General features: G+C 66.6%; 16 protein-coding genes. 9 read left to right on the top strand and 7 right to left on the bottom strand.

Translation table 11 applies throughout. The annotated features are described in order from the left end of the window. Positions 1-91 precede the first annotated feature (91 nt). Complete coding sequence (locus FHS82_RS12395) at positions 92-3,193, bottom strand: UvrD-helicase domain-containing protein (protein WP_166953205.1); 3,102 nt, start codon at positions 3,191-3,193, stop codon at positions 92-94. Between the two features lie 202 nt (positions 3,194-3,395). Beyond that, entirely contained in the window at positions 3,396-3,518 is a 123-nt protein-coding gene (locus tag FHS82_RS21355) for a hypothetical protein (protein ID WP_281351126.1), read from the bottom strand. 234 nt (positions 3,519-3,752) lie between these two features. Between FHS82_RS21355 and FHS82_RS12385 the strand changes: the two genes are divergently transcribed. Further along, positions 3,753-5,021 (top strand): DUF763 domain-containing protein, encoded by a 1,269-nt coding sequence (locus FHS82_RS12385; RefSeq protein WP_166953203.1) that lies wholly within the window; start codon positions 3,753-3,755, stop codon positions 5,019-5,021. A 102-nt stretch (positions 5,022-5,123) separates the two neighbouring features. Here the strand turns inward: FHS82_RS12385 and FHS82_RS12380 are convergent, their stop codons facing one another. The 3 genes from FHS82_RS12380 to FHS82_RS12370 form a co-directional block, all read right to left on the bottom strand. After that, positions 5,124-7,079, bottom strand: a complete 1,956-nt coding sequence (locus FHS82_RS12380; protein ID WP_166953201.1) for a DUF4214 domain-containing protein — start codon at positions 7,077-7,079, stop codon at positions 5,124-5,126. A 271-nt stretch (positions 7,080-7,350) separates the two neighbouring features. Then, complete coding sequence (locus FHS82_RS12375) at positions 7,351-8,148, bottom strand: beta-keto acid cleavage family enzyme (RefSeq protein WP_166953200.1); 798 nt, start codon at positions 8,146-8,148, stop codon at positions 7,351-7,353. Further along, positions 8,145-9,473: an aspartate aminotransferase family protein gene (locus FHS82_RS12370; RefSeq protein WP_166953198.1), complete on the bottom strand. Its 1,329-nt coding sequence runs from the start codon at positions 9,471-9,473 to the stop codon at positions 8,145-8,147. Before FHS82_RS12370 ends, FHS82_RS12375 begins: the two co-directional genes overlap by 4 nt. Positions 9,474-9,626: 153 nt before the next feature. Here FHS82_RS12370 and glnH point away from each other — a divergent pair, with 153 nt between their 5' ends. From glnH to FHS82_RS12345, 5 genes are all read left to right on the top strand, one after another. Next, positions 9,627-10,364: a glutamine ABC transporter substrate-binding protein GlnH gene (gene glnH / locus FHS82_RS12365; RefSeq protein WP_166953196.1), complete on the top strand. Its 738-nt coding sequence runs from the start codon at positions 9,627-9,629 to the stop codon at positions 10,362-10,364. A gap of 65 nt (positions 10,365-10,429) precedes the next feature. Next, positions 10,430-11,086 (top strand): glutamine ABC transporter permease GlnP, encoded by a 657-nt coding sequence (gene glnP / locus FHS82_RS12360; RefSeq protein WP_166953194.1) that lies wholly within the window; start codon positions 10,430-10,432, stop codon positions 11,084-11,086. Further along, entirely contained in the window at positions 11,083-11,811 is a 729-nt protein-coding gene (gene glnQ / locus FHS82_RS12355; RefSeq protein WP_166953192.1) for a glutamine ABC transporter ATP-binding protein GlnQ, read from the top strand. The genes glnP and glnQ overlap by 4 nt, the downstream gene beginning before the upstream one ends. After that, the gene (locus FHS82_RS12350; RefSeq protein WP_166953190.1) at positions 11,801-12,823 is read left to right on the top strand and encodes a C45 family autoproteolytic acyltransferase/hydrolase; all 1,023 of its coding nucleotides are present in this window, start codon (positions 11,801-11,803) and stop codon (positions 12,821-12,823) included. The genes glnQ and FHS82_RS12350 overlap by 11 nt, the downstream gene beginning before the upstream one ends. Next, positions 12,777-13,697 carry a MurR/RpiR family transcriptional regulator gene (locus FHS82_RS12345; protein ID WP_166953188.1) on the top strand — a complete coding sequence of 307 codons (921 nt, stop codon included), beginning with the start codon at positions 12,777-12,779 and terminating at the stop codon, positions 13,695-13,697. The genes FHS82_RS12350 and FHS82_RS12345 overlap by 47 nt, the downstream gene beginning before the upstream one ends. Before the next feature lie 18 nt (positions 13,698-13,715). On the opposite strand, the gene FHS82_RS12340 is transcribed toward FHS82_RS12345, so the two are convergent. Further along, positions 13,716-14,162 carry a MarR family winged helix-turn-helix transcriptional regulator gene (locus tag FHS82_RS12340; RefSeq protein ID WP_166953186.1) on the bottom strand — a complete coding sequence of 149 codons (447 nt, stop codon included), beginning with the start codon at positions 14,160-14,162 and terminating at the stop codon, positions 13,716-13,718. Between the two features lie 180 nt (positions 14,163-14,342). Here FHS82_RS12340 and FHS82_RS12335 point away from each other — a divergent pair, with 180 nt between their 5' ends. Together FHS82_RS12335 and FHS82_RS12330 are read left to right on the top strand one after the other, a co-directional pair. Then, entirely contained in the window at positions 14,343-14,696 is a 354-nt protein-coding gene (locus tag FHS82_RS12335) for a DUF1428 domain-containing protein (RefSeq protein ID WP_166953184.1), read from the top strand. Between the two features lie 10 nt (positions 14,697-14,706). Next, positions 14,707-15,489: a VOC family protein gene (locus FHS82_RS12330; protein WP_166953182.1), complete on the top strand. Its 783-nt coding sequence runs from the start codon at positions 14,707-14,709 to the stop codon at positions 15,487-15,489. 43 nt (positions 15,490-15,532) lie between these two features. Here the strand turns inward: FHS82_RS12330 and FHS82_RS12325 are convergent, their stop codons facing one another. Beyond that, positions 15,533-16,444, bottom strand: coding sequence for a LysR substrate-binding domain-containing protein (locus FHS82_RS12325; protein WP_166953180.1), 912 nt, complete (start codon positions 16,442-16,444; stop codon positions 15,533-15,535). A 157-nt stretch (positions 16,445-16,601) separates the two neighbouring features. Here FHS82_RS12325 and FHS82_RS12320 point away from each other — a divergent pair, with 157 nt between their 5' ends. Beyond that, a complete protein-coding gene (locus FHS82_RS12320; protein WP_166953433.1) occupies positions 16,602-17,372 on the top strand; it encodes an SDR family oxidoreductase in 771 nt (256 codons plus the stop codon). Positions 17,373-17,467 lie beyond the last annotated feature (95 nt).

Genomic DNA, 17,467 nt, shown 5'->3' with positions numbered 1-17,467 from the left:
CATCTGCGCAAGCATGACCGGCATCGGCCCGTTTTGCAACGGAAACGGATACGCTGAAGCCATGGCAACACCCGTGACGGGTGAGGCGGTGTCAGAACAGGCTGAGCTGTTTCGCCTGCCGCCTCTTGCGGCCGTCCGTGCCGGTGCTCGTCGTCAACGCGGCGTCGATCGCGCCGAGGAAGGGCGAGGGCGCCCGCAGGCGCGTCTCGCCCCGCCAGAAGCGTTCCGCGGCGCGCGTGAGGAAAAGCCTGTCCCGGGCGCGCGTCATGGCGACGTAGAACAGGCGCCGTTCCTCGGCTTCCGTCACCTCGTCATCCTCCGGCCCCCACGAGAACGGTACAAGGCCCGCTTCCATGCCGATCACGAAGACAACGGCGAACTCCAGCCCCTTCGCCGCATGCATGGTGAGCAGGGAGACGCGGTCGGCCCGCGCGTCACGGAAATCGGCCTCCGTCGACAGGGCGATTTCTTCAGCAAGCCGGCCGGCATCGCCGGCGACGGCATCCGATGCGGCGAGAGCGGCGAGCCAGCCCCTGGCTTCGGCGAGCGCCGGCGCGTCGGCCTTTCCCTGCTTGCGCGCCGTCTCGGCCGCCGCCGCGATGCGTGCCGACAGGTCTGGGCCTGCAGCCACGTCTTCCAGTGCTTCAAGGATTGCCACCACGCCCGGATGGTCCTGGATGGGGGCGGGAGAGCTTTTCCGGAAGGGAATGCCGGCACGGTCGAAAGCGGCCCGCAGTGCCGCCGCCTGCGCATCGGTGCGATAGAGCACGGCGCAGTCCGCGAAGCCCAGCGGCCTGTCGGCGGCGCCGGCGCGCCCGCCGCGGTTGGCGGCGAGCATGTCGTGCCCGCCGAGCAAATCCTCGATGGTGGCGGCGACGAACTCCGCCTCCGCCGCCTCGGTAGCGGCGACGTGGAGCGCGATCGGCTCCTGCATGGGCCGGACGATGCCCGCCACCGGCGCACCGATGAACCGGGCGGCAGCGGTCGCGATGGTGCCGGTCGAGCGGTAGTTGTTCGCGAGCCGCAGGGTGCGGGCGGATGGAAAATCTTGCCCGAAACGGGCGAAACAGGCGGCATCGGCACCGCGAAAGCCGTAGATCGCCTGATCGGGATCGCCGATGACGCAAAGATCGCCCCCGTCTTCCCCGATCAGCCGCAGCAGGCGGTATTGCTGCTCGTCGATATCCTGGAACTCGTCGGCCAAGACATGGGAAAAACGCTCCCGCCAGAGGGCGGCGATGTCCGGATGGGTTTCGAGCAGATCGGCCGCCTGCACCACGAGATCGTCGAAATCGAGCCGGTTCTGCTCGCGGGCTATCCGCCGAAGGGCGGCGCGCGCATTTTCTTCCTCGTCCGTGCCCGTTGCTCCCGTCCGCTTCAGCAGCGAAACCGCCTTGAGGAACCGGCCGGCCCGGCTCTCGCTGACGCCGAGCGCCTGCGCCAGCGCGGCCTTCCTCTCCGCCTCGGCGGCGATGCCGAAGTCCGGCGCGAGGCCTGCCCGGGCAGCGTGAGCACGCAGGATCGCGAGCCCCAGCGAATGGAAGCTGTGCACGGCCACCTGCCGCGCTTCCTGCCCGAGCAGGGCCGCAAGTCGCGCGCGCAACTCCTCCGTCGCCTTGCGGGTGAAGGTGACGGCGAGGCAGGCAGTGGCCGGCACGCCGCACTCGCGCACGAGATGGGCGATCCTGTGGGTCAGCATCCGCGTCTTGCCCGAGCCCGGGCCGGCGATCACCATCAGCGGCACGCCCGTCGCCTCCGCCGCGCACGCCTGATCGGCGTCAAGGCCGGCCAGCAGGCCCGCGCGGCCGGACGGCGTGGGTGAGGCGGGCTCCACAGGCGCGGGCGCCCCGGCGGGCGCGGCGGCCTTCGCCCGCCGTTTCGGCTGTCCGGCGCGGCGGGCGAGCGGCGTGTCGAACAGCAATTCGCCCCTGGACAGGCGGCCAAGCTCGCCTTCCTCGAACAGCCGGATGACGCCGTATTCGCCGTCGTAGCCCGCCTGCCGGATCACCGCGCCGCGCCGGAGCCGGGCGATGGCCTCGCCCATCAGCGGATGGACCCTGGCGATATCCTCGACCGGCGTTTCGCCGAGCACGGACAGTTCCGGGCCGAGCGCGGCGGTGGCGCGGTCCCAGGCGCCCGCCACGGTCTTGGAGGCGACGCCGCTCCCCGCGATCTCGGACAGGATCTCCGGCAGCGGCACGAGGCTCGACACCTCGCCAGCCGTCTCGGGCGGCACTGCCTCCGCCTCGCTGCGGTCGGCCAGCATCTCGATACGGTGGGCCACGCCGACGGTGACCGGACGGCCGCAGACAGGGCAGATGCCGCCGAGCGCCAGCGTTTCCTTCGGATTGAGCCGGACCTCGCAAGCCCGGTGACCGTCCATGTGGTACTTGCCTTCCTCGGGGAAGAATTCGACCGTGCCACCGTAGCCCTCGCCGGTTTCCAGCGCGCGGCGGATGGCGAAGTAGTCGGCCTCGCAGGAGAAGCGCGTCGCCTCGCGGCCGAGCTTACCGGGAGAGTGCGCGTCCGAATTGGAGACGAGGCGGTAACGGTCGAGGAAGGAGATGCGCCAGTTCATCGCCGGGTCGGACGACAGGCCGGTCTCCACCGCGAAAATGTGACCGGCGAGGTCGCCATAACATTCTTCGATGGAATCGAAGCCGGACTGCGAGCCGAGCGCGGCGAACCACGGCGTCCAGATATGGGCCGGGACGAAATAGGAGTCCGGGCCCGATTCCAGCGCGATCTCCAGCAGGTTGCGCGAATCGAGCCCGAGGATCGGCCGCCCGTCCGACGCGATGTTGCCGATGCGCGCGAGGCTCGCCGCCAGCCGGTCGGCTGCATCCAGATCCGCGGCATAGATCAGGTGATGGACCTTGCGGGTCTTGTCGCCCTTCTTGTAGATCGTCGAGATTTCGGTGGACAGCATGAAGGACACCGGCTGCCGGCAGGCGGGCGGCAGGGTCTCCCACACCGCCTTCTCGATCTCCGGCCGCAGGCGGAAAAGGCCGCCGTCGACCGGCACCAGCTTGTCTCGGATTTCGGCGAGCCATGCCGGATGCACGCAATCGCCGGTGCCGACCACGGCGATGCCCTTGCGTGCCGCCCACCAGGCCAGATGTTCGAGGTCGAGGTCCCGGCTCGTGGCGCGGGAGTACTTCGAGTGGACGTGCAGATCGGCGTAAAAGCTCATGACTCAACGTTATTCCGCTCGCGCGGCCGAAAGGCAAACGAATCGTCTCGGCCGCAATCGGATCAGACTATTCGATCCCGCGCGGGTTCGTCGAGGGCGCGGAACGTGGCAGGGGTGCTGCGGCGGCCGACGCCGCCATGCGCTGGAAACGCTGGCTAGAGGCTGGCCATCACGATCGCGACACCGGCGATCTGCGGCGCCGTCAATGTCTGGCGCAGGACCATACATCCGAGCAGCACAGCCGTGCCACCTCCCGGAACCAGAGGATATAGGTCAGCGCCGCGCCGACCAGCCCCAGCCACGCCAGGCCGGCGACATTCGCCACCGTCGCTGCGCGCGTTTCTGGATTTTCTCGTCGAGGAACTGCAGGCGATGCCGGGCCGCTGAGAACAACAGGCAGTGGCGGCTGGCAGCGCCGGGTGCTACGATACCGGGCTGGAGAGCGTGCGCATTTTTCAGCACGATCCGATGTGCTGACAAGCGGCCAGAGCTGCGGCGGGACTGAGTGTTCCGTCTGCAACTCCGGCATGCGTTCCTGTTTCATAGCCGAGGATATTCGATGGCCCGTCGCGCCGGCAGCGCCGACCTGCCCCTGCACAATGGCCGCGTGCCGGCATGGCTCGGCCAGAGAATGACGAAGCTAGGCGCCCTGATCGCGGAAGCGATCGTGCACCATTACGGCCGCGACGAGTTTCTGCGGCGGCTGGCGCATCCCTTCTGGTTCCAGTCCTTCGGCGCCGTGATGGGCATGGACTGGCATTCGTCCGGCATCACCACCAGCGTCATCGGCGCGCTGAAGCGCGGCCTGCCGCCGCTTTCCGCCGAACTCGGCCTCCACGTCTGCGGCGGGCGCGGCAGCCATTCCCGCAAGACGCCAGAGGAACTCGCGGCGATCGGCGAGCGCGTCGGCCTCGACGGGGCGGCGCTGGCCAGGGCAAGCCGCCTTGTCGCCAAGGTCGACAGCGCGGCCGTGCAGGACGGTTTCGACCTCTACCTGCACGGCTTCATTGTCGCCGATGATGGCAAGTGGGTGGTCATCCAGCAGGGGATGAACGGCGACACGCGCTACGCGCGCCGTTACCACTGGCTTTCCGAGGACCTGCGGAGCTTCGTCGAGGCGCCGCATGCGGCCATCGAGGGCCGCAACCAGGGCAATATCGTCAACCTGACGGACGCGCGCGCCGCCGCCTCCCGCCAGGGACAGCTCGACCTGCTGCGCGATCTCGGGCCTGACCGAATCGCCGGCGAGGTGGCGGCCCTGAGGGGAACGCCGGCCACGGCAGCGCCGCCCGATGCCCCCTTCCTGCCGCATCTCGTCATGCCGGCGCATCACGATGTGCGACCGAAGGACGTGATGATCCGCCGTCTGCATGGCGCGCTCGCCGCCGCCGCAGACAGCGCCCCGGCGGATTTTGCCGAGCTTCTGCTCGTGCCGGGCGTCGGCGCCCGCACGGTCGAGTCGCTCGCCATGGTGGCGGAGGTGGTGCACGGCGCGCCTTGCCGTTTCGCCGATCCGGCGCGCTTCTCGCTCTCGCACGGCGGCAAGGACCGCCATCCCTATCCCGTGGCAACGAAGGTCTACGACCAGACCATCGCTGTGCTGAAGGCCGCAGTCGACAGGGCGAAGCTGGGCAACGACGAAAAGCTCGACGCCATCCGCCGCCTCGACGAGCAGACGCGGCGGCTGGAGCGGACGGCCGGCGGCCCCACGCTGCCGCAGTTCATCGAGGGCGAGCGGCAGCGCTCGCATGCTTACGGCGGCCGCAGCGTCTTCGGCTGGGAGCAACCGCCGGCGGACGGGAAGAACGCGGAGCGGAAGCAGCGATGACCCGCCGGCGTCGTCGGCGTATGCGCCATGAAAACGGCACCCGACCGGTGATCGGGTGCCGTCATCGAGGGTGAAGCGGAGCGGACAGACCGCCGCCTGCGATCAGACCGGCGCGAGGTCGTCGATGCCGAACGGATAGAAGTTCTGGTTTGCGGATACGCCCGTCAGCTTGATGTCGTCATAGCGATAGGTCTCGTCAGCGCCGAAGTTCTGGCTGTTGAAGATCACGGTCTCGATGACATCGGTCTTGTCGACGGCATTCGGAAGCGCGTTGCCGCTGTCCCCGATCGCCGTCTGGCGATAGACTTCCTCGCCGTTCAGTTTCCAGACGTGCGCGCCTTCCGTGAACGCGAAGGAGAGCGAAACCCAGCCGGAAGCGTCGTATTCAACATACTTCACCCAGCCGACATCCGAATTCCAGAAGCGGAATCCGCCGCTGAACGTATCGCCGTCCCCGATCTTGACATTGAGGGCCGCAGCGGCCTGGGGATCGACGTATTCGACGATGGAGAACAGGCCCGAAGAGTCCAGGTCCTTGTCTTCGTTCTGCAACTGCACCCAGGCGCCGCTCAACTGCTGCTTGCCGTCGCCGCCCCACCATTCCTCGATGTGGAAGGAGAACGAGAACTCGGCGCCGTGATGCAGGTCGAGATAGCCGTCGTTGCCTTCCGGTGCGCCGGCGTCGTGCAACTTGGCGCCCTGATAGCGGTAAAAGTTGTCGGCGCCGGTCGGCCCGTCGCGATCCACGACGAACTCGACGACCTTGCTGTGATCGCCCGTGGTCTGGCCGGTGCGGATTTCCTTCAACGCCTGGCGGTCCGTGGCCCAGTCCGCGATATCGTTGCCGACGACGCTGTCCACGCTGCTGCCGATGCCGTTGTCGAGATCGACGAGATCAAGTGTGAACAGCGAACGGCTGTCATCGATGACGCCGGAAACGGAGCCCTGCAGCGTGCCATCGATCAGCCGCGCCGAACGGCCCACGAACTCGGGCGTCGTCGAGAAATCGATCAGGAACAGGGCCGGCGAGAGGCCGTGGTGATCGATCTGGTCCACCCAGTAGGCGAGGCCTGCGTCGTCCGGCGCGCGCCCCAGCGCCTGCCGGTACAGCGAGGTGACGAGTTCCGTTGTGGAGTCGCCGGCATATTCCTGCCGCCATTCGTCGGAGTTGACGAACGCCTCGGAAATCGCGGTGAGTTTAGCCACGTCCACGGCGCCAAGTTCGCCGCCACCGAGCTGGCCGACCCAGAAGTCGAGGCCCGCCTCATCGGGCAGCCGGTTGAACGCGATCTGGTAGAGGGAGATCACAGGCGCCACGGTCACGGCGGCGACGTCCAGCAGGGCGCTGTCCAAATCTCCAACGCTGTAGTAGCGGTTCTGGAACGACTGGACGAGGTAATCGGAAGGCGCCAGCCGCAGGATCGACGCGATATGGTCGGCCACGACATCGGCCGCCAGCAACGCCGGCACCTCCGTTGCGGGCGCGGTGCCGCCGGGGATCAGCGGGTTCTTGCCGCCGGGCTCGACGCCGGCCGCGGCGTCCTCCAGCAGATCTTCGATAAACGGCGTCGCGCGCGTGATAAACTCAAGCGACAGCGAGAAATCAACCAGAAGATCGCCCGCCGAGCGACCGCTTTCCAGCTCGCCGACCCAATAGGCAAGTCCTGCGTCATCCGGCGCGCGCCCCAGCGCCTGCTGGTACAGGGCGATCACGACGCCTTCGTTGTTCTTGCCCCTGACGAAATCGCTCCACTCCGGGGTTTCCGTAAACGCGGCGGAGATCGCCTTCAGTGTCTCCGGGCTATCGGGAACGATGTGGCCATCCAGGAACCGGTGTACCCAGTAGTCAAGTCCCTCGCTGTCCGGCACCCGCCCGAAAGCGATCTGATACAATCCCACGACCGGGTGCACGACCACCTTCGCCAGATCGATCAGCGCCGAATCGAGATTGCCCGACTGGTTGAACCTGGCGCCGGCAATCGTACCGGCCAGATCATCGGCATCAACGCGGAGTATCCTGTCAATTTGCGTAAGGGCCGTTTCTTTTCCGACACCCATTTGTCACTTTCTCCAATGCGAATCACAACCAAGCGATAAGCATAGGCCAGACAGCGTTTACGCTATAGTTAACATTGCACTGTCGTCGCGGTCCGCGTCCGGAATTCTTCTGTCTGACGGCAACTCGCGCGTGTGTCGGGGTCGATATATACCAGAGAAAAATGCATTAAACCTGAATCGCTATTTTGCTCTATCCATTTGTTTGTGCATCAAATTTATCCAAAAAGGGTATCCATTTTGGGTTTGATGCCGTCAATATTGTTCAAGCGCGTCATGCGCCGGCGGTGCGGCGCCCTGCGACAATATCCGGCATCAGGCCGACGAGTTCAGCGACGCGGTCGGCGTTGTCGCGGGCGGGCCGGCCATCGGCGTTGAGCAGGTTGTTCTCGAAGCCGATACGCGCCTTGCCGCCAGCCTTGAGCGCCGCCCGCAGGCAGGCGGTTTCCGCCGGACCGAAAGCACAGACCGCCCAGTCCGGCGTCACGCCCAGAGCGGCCTGCGCAGCAAGCCGCACGGCAACCTCGTCCGGGGAGGAGACCTGGCCGGGCGTGTAGCGGCCAAGCACGTGCAGCACCTGAAGGCCGGCCACCGGCACGATGCCCCCGGCGAGCAGCGCGCCGAGCCGGGCGATGTCGTCGACATCATAGAGAATATGCTGAACCGCGATTCCCGACTCCGCGCAACGCGCGAAAAAGGCGCGCGTAACGGCCTCGTCCGGCTCCGCCGTGATCTCGCGTAGCGCGACGGATACGGAGGCAGGGCGAAGCCTGTCGACCAGCGCGCGCTGGTCCGCAGGCGAATAGCGTCCCACCGCCTCGGTGGTGATCTGCACCTGCATCCGCGGCACCTGCCGCGCCAGTTCGCCCAGCAGTTCCGTGTAAAGGCCCGCATCGAGCACATGCCGGCCGGCCGCGTCCCGCACATGCGCGTGCAGGCCGTCAGCGCCCGCCGCGTGGCAGGCGCGGGCGCATGCCACGATTTCCGGGATGGTGACTGGCAGGGCGGGATGATCGGCCTTGGTCTTTGTCGCGCCGTTCGGGGCGACCATCAGCACCGGCAGCGGCTTCATGCGCCCACGGCCCCGCGGATGGCGCCGTCGAGCTTGTCGACGAGTTCGCCGATCTGCGCGTCCTCTATGATAAAGGGCGGCGCGAGCAGCACGTGGTCTCCCCGGCGCCCGTCAATGGTGCCGCCCATCGGATAGCAGATGAGCCCCGCCTCGAAGGCCAGTGCCTTGATCTTCTTGTTGACGCCAAGCGCGGTGTCGAACGGCTCCTTCGTCTCGCGATCGCGGACGATCTCGACGCCACGGAACAGCCCGCGCCCGCGGATATCGCCGACATTCGGATGCTGGCCGAGCGCGGCTTCCAGCGCAGCCTGCAGCTTCGCCCCCTGCGTCCGCACGCGCGGCAACAGCGCCCGTCCGGAGATCGCGCCCAGCACCGCATTCGCCGCCGCGGCCGCCATCGCATGGCCCATGTAGGTGTGGCCGTGCTGGAAGAAGCCGCTTCCCGCAGCGATGGCGTCATAGATGCGCCCTTGCACCAGCAGCGCGCCAATCGGCTGGTAACCCGCGCCGAGCCCCTTGGCGACGGTGATCATGTCCGGCGCGACGCCGTCTTCCTCGCAGGCGAACAGATAGCCCGTGCGGCCCATGCCGCACATCACCTCGTCGAGGATCAGCAGCACGCCGTAGCGGTCGCAGATTTCGCGGATGCGCTTCAGGTAGCCCGGCACGGCCGGAACCGCGCCCGAGGTTGCACCGACGACCGGCTCGGCGATGAAGGCCATCACGGTCTCCGGCCCAAGGCGGAGGATTTCGGCCTCCAGCTCGTCGGCGGCGCGCAAGCCGTAGGCCTCCACGGTTTCCTCAGGCCGGCGGTCGCGGTATTCGTAACAGGGCGCGATGTGGCTCGTCTCGATCAGCAGCGGTGCGAACTGGGCGCGGCGCCACTCGTTGCCGCCGGCAGCCAGCGCGCCGAGCGTGTTGCCGTGATAGCTCTGCCGCCGCGCGATCACACGATGACGACCGGTCTCGCCGATCTCCATGAAATACTGGCGCGCCAGCTTGATCGCCGCTTCCACCGCCTCGGAACCGCCAGAGACCAGATACACGCGCTCGATGCCCGCCGGCGCGCTGGCGACCAGCGTGTCGGCCAGGGTCTCGGCCGGGACGGAGGTGAAGAAGCCGGTATGGGCGAAGGCGAGCTGGTCGAGCTGAGCATGCAGCGCCGCACGCACATCCGGATCGGAATGACCGAGGCACGAAACCGCCGCTCCGCCGGAACCGTCCAGGTAACGCTTCCCGGTTGCATCGATCAGATAACAACCTTCGCCCCGCACGGCGACGGGAAGGGTCCCCTTGGTGGAACGGCCGAAAACGTGATTGGGCATCTCGATCTCCTTCAGGAACGCAAGCCGCCGCACGGCTGCCGCGATCCGCGTTGTCGCAAATTTATTGCATCAAGATTTCATATATGCAAATCTTTTTGCGTGACTGGCGCACCCGACAGGGCCGGTCCAATAAGTCCAACGCAGGAGATCACCATGAAGACGCTTCTCAAGCTGGTGGGTGCCGCCGTCCTCGCGCTCAGCGCGACGGTCGCTTCGGCCAAAGACCTGATCGTGGCCACCGACACGGCCTTCGTGCCGTTCGAATTCAAACAGGGGGATAAATACGTCGGATTCGATATCGACTTGTGGGACGCCGTCGCCAAGGAGCTTGGCGTGACCTACGAACTGCGCCCAATGGATTTCGCGGGCATCATCCCCGCGCTGCAGACGGGGCAGGTGGACGTAGCGTTGGCGGGCATCACCATCAAGCCGGAACGCCAGCAGGTGATCGACTTCTCGGACGGCTACTACGACAGCGGCCTGCTGCTCATCGTGCCCAGCGACAGCCCGATCAAGGGGCCGGCCGATCTCGCGGGCAAGACGATCGCGGTGAAAACCGGCACCTCGTCTTCCGACTACGCGGAAGAGAACTTCAAGGAAACCAAGCTGCGCAAGTTCCCGAACATCGACAACGCCTATCTGGAAGTGCGCACGGGCGGCGTCGACGCGGCGATGCACGACACGCCGAACGTGCTCTACTACGTCGCCACGGCGGGCAACGGCCAGGTGAAGGCCGTGGGCTCGCAGATGATGGCGCATCAGTACGGCATCGGCCTGCCCAAGGGCAGTGAACTCACCACGAAGGTGAATGCGGCGCTGGCCAAGATCAAGGCCGACGGCCGCTATGAGGCGATCTACACCAAGTGGTTCGGCGCGAAGCCCGCGAACTGATCCCGGCCCGGCGGAAGGGCGCGGCCCTTCCGCCACTCCCTTCCTTCCTGTTGCCGGAGGCTTCCTTGCAAATCGACTGGTCCGTCATCCTGACCTTTCTTCCGCAGCTTCTCGCGGGCGCGAAGATCACGATCCTAATCACCGTCATCGGCCTCCTGGGCGGGACGATCATCGGCACGATCGCCGGCCTGATGCGCGCGTATGGCGGACCGGTGCTGAACGCCATCGCCTTCGTCTACGTCGAACTGATCCGCGGCACGCCGATCGTGGTGCAGGTCATGTTCCTGTATTTCGCGATGCCAATACTGGTTGGCCTGCGCATAGATCCGATGTCGGCGGCTGTTCTCGCGATCGTCGTCAATGCCGGCGCCTATATCGCCGAAATCGTGCGCGGCGCCTTCCTCTCGATCTCGAAGGGGCTGACTGAAGCGGGGCTCGCGCTCGGCCTGCCGCAGTGGAAGGTGCTGGCCTACATCGTCGGCCCGCTGGCTTTCCGCCGCCTGATCCCGCCGCTGGGCAACCAGTTCATCGTCAGCCTCAAGGACACGTCGCTGTTCATCGTGATCGGCGTGGGCGAACTCACCCGCACCGGGCAGGAGATCATGGCATCGAACTTCCGCGCCGTGGAAATCTGGACGGCCGTGGCGGTGATCTACCTGTTCCTGACCGGCGCCATGACCATCGTGCTCCGCACCATCGAAAAACGCATGAGGATCCTGTGAGCATCGTCGAATTTCGCAAGACCTCGAAGCAGTTCGGGGATCTCAAGGTGCTGGACGAGGTCGATCTGTCGATCGACATCGGCGAGGTCGTGGTCCTGATCGGCCCCTCTGGATCGGGCAAATCCACGTTGCTGCGCTGTATCAACGGGCTGGAGCAGATAACGGGCGGCGACCTTTTCATGGACGGCATCAGCGTCCGCGCCGGCAAGGCACAGCTTCGCCTCATCCGGCAGGAAGCCGGCATGGTTTTCCAGCAGTTCAACCTGTTTCCGCAGATGACGGCACTGGAGAACGTCGCCTTTGGCCCACGCAAGGTGCGCGGCGTTTCCGCCGCCGAGGCGCGCGCGCAGGCGCTGGCGCTGCTGGAAAAGGTGGGCCTCAAGGACAAGGCCGAACGCTACCCGTCCGAGCTTTCGGGCGGCCAGCAGCAGCGCGTGGCCATTGCTCGGGCGCTCGCGGTGAAGCCCAAGGTGATGCTGTTCGACGAACCCACCTCGGCGCTCGACCCGGAGCTGAAGCAGGAGGTGCTGAACGTCATGCGCCAGCTGGCGCAGGAAGGCATGACGATGATCGTCGTCACGCACGAGATGGCCTTCGCCAAGCAGGTCGGCACCCGGCTGATCTTCATGGAACACGGCAAGATATCGGTCGACGGGCCGCCCCGCGAGATACTGGAGAACCCGCCGAACGAACGATTGAGGGATTTCCTGCAACATGTCGAGTAACACGAAAGACCTCGGATGGATCGATCTCGGCGGCGGGCCGCGCGAGATCGGCCTTGCGCTGGGGCGCGCCGGGCGCGATGCGGTACACGGCCGCCTGATCCCTTCCGGCATCTGGCAACTCGTCACCGCCGAGGCGCACGCGGCGCGCGTGGCACGGATGACGCTCACGGTGCAAGAGCGCTTTCCCGCGATCTGGACGGAGATCGAGGGCCTGGCCGAAGGTCTCGGCCTGCCGGTGGAGCAGGTGGCGGCGTGGAACTACCGGGGAGACCTGCTGGCCTCCGTCCCCGACGGCTGCACCACCGTGCTGCTGCCGGGCGAGGCGCCCGTGCTGGCGCACAACGAGGACGGGCTGCCGTTCCTCCGCGGCGCCTGCTTCATCGCCAAGGTAACGCCGGCTTCCGCGCCCGCATTCCACGCCTTCTGCTATCCGGGATCGATCCCCGGCCACACCTTCGCTTTCACGGACGCAGGGCTGGCACAGACGGTGAATAACATCCGCCTGACCGGCGTCGAGGCGGACGTGCCTCGCATGGTGCTGGGGCGGGCCGTGCTGGCCGCCGCCACCCTCGGAGAGGCGCTCACCATCCTGCGGACGCACCCGAATTCCGGCGGGTTTCACTTCGCCTTGAGCCACGTGGCCGACCGCCGCATCCTTTCGGTCGAGTTCGGTGGGGGCGAAGTGTCGGTACGGGAGATCGCGGCGCCGGCTATCCATGCAAACCACGCGCTGCATCAAGAGCGCGGGCTCGGCCGCCAGATCGTCACCCGCTCTTCCGCCGACCGGCAGGCGCGCGGCGATTTTCTGCTGGCGGAAGGCGTCGCCGATCCGCTCGCCATCCTGCGCGACACCGGCGGCCCCGGCCTGCCCATCCGCCGCGACGCAGCCGACGATCCGGACGACGAGAACACGCTTGCGACCGCTATTCTTCGTGTTTCCCGGCACGGGATCGAGTGGAGCATCTATGACAGCAGCACCGGCGCCGCCACCTGCCGCGGCCAGACCACCTGAGACGCTTGCCGAGCTTCGCGCGCTGATGCTCGCCATCGCGCGCGGGGAAGCGCCGATCAACCTCGGCGCCAAGGCGCGCGCGGCGCTCGGCGCCATCCTGGACCTCACGGGCAACCCCGCGCTGCTGTCGATCACGGCGCTGGCGGAGGTGCTGGGCGTCAGCCCTTCCACGCTGACGCGCCTTGCCTACAGCCTCGGCTATTCGGGATTCCCGGCCTTCCAGCAGGTATTGCTTTCGGCCTCGATGTCGGCGCCGGGCGAGTTCTATTCGCGACAGGCGCGAAGCGCGCTGACCGGACGGAGTGGCAGCCAGTCCCGCGCGGTCCAGCTCTGCCGCGAGAACCAGGCAAACATCGACCGCTTCATCGAGCAATTCGATGCGGCGGCGTTCGACGCGGCCGTCGATCTGATCGACTCGGCGCCACGTGTCGCCGTCTACGGAATCCGCCAGTTCCATGCGCTGGCGGCCTTCCTCGTGTATGGGCTGCGCATGATCCGCTCGGACGTGAGCCTGCTGGACGCCAACAGCCTCGGCATCGCGGAAGGACTCGCGATGCTGTCCAAGGGCGACGTGCTCGTGGCGGCCAGTTGCGAGCCCTATTCGGCGCAGGTCGTCGAGGTGGCGGCCGTTGCCAACGATCTCGGGATTGCGACGGTCGCGCTGACGGATCGGGCGAGTTCGCCGCTCGTCGGCAGTTCCCGCGCGGCACTGCTGGTGAGGCACGAGTCGAGCTTCATCTCGAACAGCATCGGTGCCTTCATGGTGGTGGCGGAGTGCCTCATCAACGCCTGCGCGGCGGCGCGGCCCGCCAAGACCCGCAACGCGCTGCTCGCGCGCGACAAGATGATCGAGCAGCTGAAGATAGAACTCTGACCCGCCGGCAGGCCACGCTCATGCCGTCGACAGGATGCCGAGTTCGGCGCGCAGGCGGCCGGGGTCGGGGAGATGCGCCTCGATGTCGGCGTGGGTCTGTTTCCAGATCGGCGTGGCCTCCAGCAGGGCCGCCCGTCCGGCCGGGGTGAGGCGCAACAGGCGGGTACGCCTGTCTTTCGGGTCCGCCTCCGTCTCGACGAGGCCGCGCCGTTCCAACGGCTTCAGATTCGCCGTCAGCGTGGTGCGGTCCATCGCCAGCAGGGAAGCGACACTGCCGAGGTTCGGCGGCTGCGGCCGGTTGAGCGACATCAGCAGCGAGAACTGGCCGCTGGTGATACCGACGGGACGCAGGGCAATGTCGAAGCGACGCGCGAGGGCCCGCGCAGCGCGCTGGGTATGCAGGCAGAGACAGGTGTCGCGGACGAGGAGCGTGGTTTCGAAAGGAAGATCGATGAAGAGTTTCATGGTCCGGGGTTGACATTCGTTGAGCAATAACGTTGATATCAACATTAATATCGGAACGTCAAACGGAACGGCATGCGAGGGCGGCATACCATCACTTCGCGCGCGGAATAACGCGCGGTCCGTAAAAGGAAATCGGGCGTAGCAAGCCCGTTCGGCCCGGATAAACGGAGGGAAAACGCAATGAAATATGTCGACGGATTTGTTGCGGCCGTACCGGTCGCCAACAAGGAACTTTACCGCAAGCACGCCGCGGAGGCCGCGCCGCTGTTCAGGGAGTTCGGCGCCACGCGGGTTGTCGAATGCTGGGGCGATGACGTGCCGGATGGCAAGATCACGGATTTTCGCGGTGCGGTGAAGGCGGAGGAGGGCGAGGTCGTTGTCTTCAGCTGGATCGAGTATCCCTCGAAGGAGGCTCGTGACGCCGCCAATGCCAGGATAATGTCCGACCCGCGCATGAAAGAGATGGGCGACCAGATGCCCTTCGACGGAAAACGCATGATCTTCGGCGGCTTCGCGCCGATCCTCGACGTTTAAGGAGATGGCCATGACTTCGCAGCACGGCGCTTTCATCTGGTACGAACTGCTGACCACCGACGTGAAGGCCGCCGGGGCCTTCTATGGCGATGTCGTTGGCTGGTCCAGCCGGCCCTTCGATGCCGGAAATCCCGACGGCTACCATCTCTTCTCGACGGGCGAGACGGAGGTCGGCGGCCTCATGGTCCTGCCGCAGGGCGAGGAATGCCCGCCCGACGCCGCGCCCGGCTGGATAGGCTACATCGGCGTGGGCGACGTCGACGCGACGGCGTCCGCCATCGTCGCCGACGGTGGCCGCCAGCACGTGCCGCCGACGGACATTCCCGGTGTCGGGCGTTTCGCGGTGGTCGCCGATCCGCAAGGCGCCGTGTTCACCATCATGAAGGGCGCCATGGACGGCGAGAGCCGGGCCTTTTCGCCGGACCGCGCCGGCCATTGCCAGTGGAACGAGTTGACGACCACCGATCCCGAGGCCGCCTATGCGTTCTATGCCCGGCATTTCGGCTGGACGAAGGGCGAGGCCATGCCGATGGGCGAGGCGGGCGTCTATCAGATTCTCGACCGTGACGGCATCAGCTTCGGCGCGGTGACGCCCGCCGGGCCGGAGGTGCCGCACCCGGTGTGGGCATTCTACTTCGGCGTTCCCGACATCGATGCCGCCATCTCCCGGATCTCGGCGGGCGGCGGCGCGCTGCTGCACGGTCCGCACGCGGTGCCCGGCGAACAGTTCATCGTCATCGGCCGCGATCCGCAGGGCGCGGTCTTCTCGCTGGTAGGGCCGCGCAAGGCCTGAGGGAGCCTGTCTCCGCCAGGGTGACGCAGCGCCTCCGGCGCACTCACGCGAAAGGCCGCAACTCCCGCTCCAGCAGGTTCTCCAGCCACTCGGCGAAGACCTGCAGGCGGCGGGAGAGATGCCCCCGGTGAGGGTAGAGCAGCGTCATCGGCATGGGCGGCGCGCGGTGGCATGCCAGCACTTCCACAAGTTCGCCGGCGGCGATCGGCGCCCGCACGTCATAGGCCGGGATCTGGATGAGGCCGAGGCCCGCGAGGCAGCAGGCGATATAGGCTTCCGCGCTGTTGACGGTGACGCGCCCGCGCAGGCGCAGCGTGTGCCGCGCGCCGTCGGCCATCCATTCCCAGTCCTCGACCCGCCCGGTCGACGGCGAGGCGTAGTGGACCACCTGATGAACATCGACCAGGTCGTCCAGCGTGCAGGGCGTGCCATGGCGCGCCAGATAGGCAGGGCTTGCGACGTTGATGAGCGGCAGCTCGCCGAGCGGGCGGGCGATCAGACCCGAATCCTCCAGCGCCCCCACGCGCAGCGCGCAATCGATGCGATCCTCAATGAGGTCCACCGCCCGGTCGGTCACGCCGAGTTCGATGTCGATATCCGGATAGCGGTCGAGAAACCCCGGCAGCGCCGGTGCGATGATCAGGCGGCCGATGCGCCCGGGCACGTCGATCCTGAGTTTGCCAGAAGGGCGCGCCGCCGTCTGCCGGAACAGGCTTTCGGTTTCCTCGACATCGGCGATGAGGCGCAGGCAGCGTTCGTAGAACGCCGCGCCGTCCAGCGTGGGCGATACCTTGCGCGTCGTCCGGTGCAGCAGGCGCGCGCCGACCCGGCCCTCCAGTTCCTGCACGGCGGCGGAAACCGACGACCGCGGCAGCCGCAGCGTATCGGCCGCGCGCGTGAAGCTGGAGCACTCCACCACGCGGGCGAAGATGCGGAACAGGTCGATGCGGTCCACAGCGAATTGCCTCTGATTGATCGGATGAGCCGACAGGTGAAACCAGAATGAACGCCTTTATGCGCTTCTCATAGACGATATCGTGTCCGACCGAAAGCGGCTGCAGGGCGCGCCGCGTGACGAAAGGATCAATGCCGTGACCGGGAACAACGCAAAAATCGACCACAGCATCAAGGGCAAGACCGTCATCATCGCGGGAGGCGCCAAGAACCTCGGCGGGCTCATCGCCCGCGATTTCGCCGAACAGGGCGCGAAGGCGATCGCTATCCACTACCACAGCGACGCTGCCAGGCCCGACGCGGAAGCAACGGTTGCCGCCGTCCGGGCGCTGGGCGCGGAAGCCGCCGCCTTCCAGGCTAATCTCACCACTGCGGGCGCGGTGGAAAAGCTGTTCGCGGAAGCCGTCGCCGCCCTCGGCCGCCCGGACATCGCCATCAATACCGTCGGCAAGGTGCTGAAGAAGCCGATCCTTGAGATTTCCGAAGCGGAATACGACGACCTGAGCGACATCAACGCCAAGTCCGCGTTCTTCTTCCTGAAGGAAGCGGGCAGGCACGTCAACGACAACGGCAAGATCATCACGCTCGTCACTTCGCTGCTCGGCGCCTATACGCCCTTCTACGCGGGTTATGCCGGCACCAAGGCGCCGGTGGAGCATTTTACGCGCGCGGCCTCGAAGGAGTTCGGCGAGCGCGGCATTTCCGTGACGGCCATTGGCCCCGGCCCCATGGATACGCCGTTCTTCTACGGGCAGGAGAGCGCGGAGGCGCAGGCTTATCACAAAACGGCGGCAGCGCTGTCGACGTTCTCGAAGACCGGCCTGACCGACATTGAGGACATCGTTCCCTACATCCGCTTCCTCGCCTCCGAAGGCTGGTGGATGACGGGCCAGACGATCCTCGTCAACGGCGGCTACACGACCAAGTGATGCAAGGCGCGGGCGGGACAGGCAATCCCGCCCGAAACATCGGAGCCTTCTGTCAGATATAACAAGCCCACGACGAACTTGTCACGATTGCGTGA

It is taken from the genome of Pseudochelatococcus lubricantis (genome assembly GCF_011762225.1).
Lineage (GTDB): Bacteria > Pseudomonadota > Alphaproteobacteria > Rhizobiales > Beijerinckiaceae > Pseudochelatococcus > Pseudochelatococcus lubricantis.
Note: the sequence above shows the minus strand (reverse complement) of the source record. Positions and strands in the feature narration are given on the sequence as shown.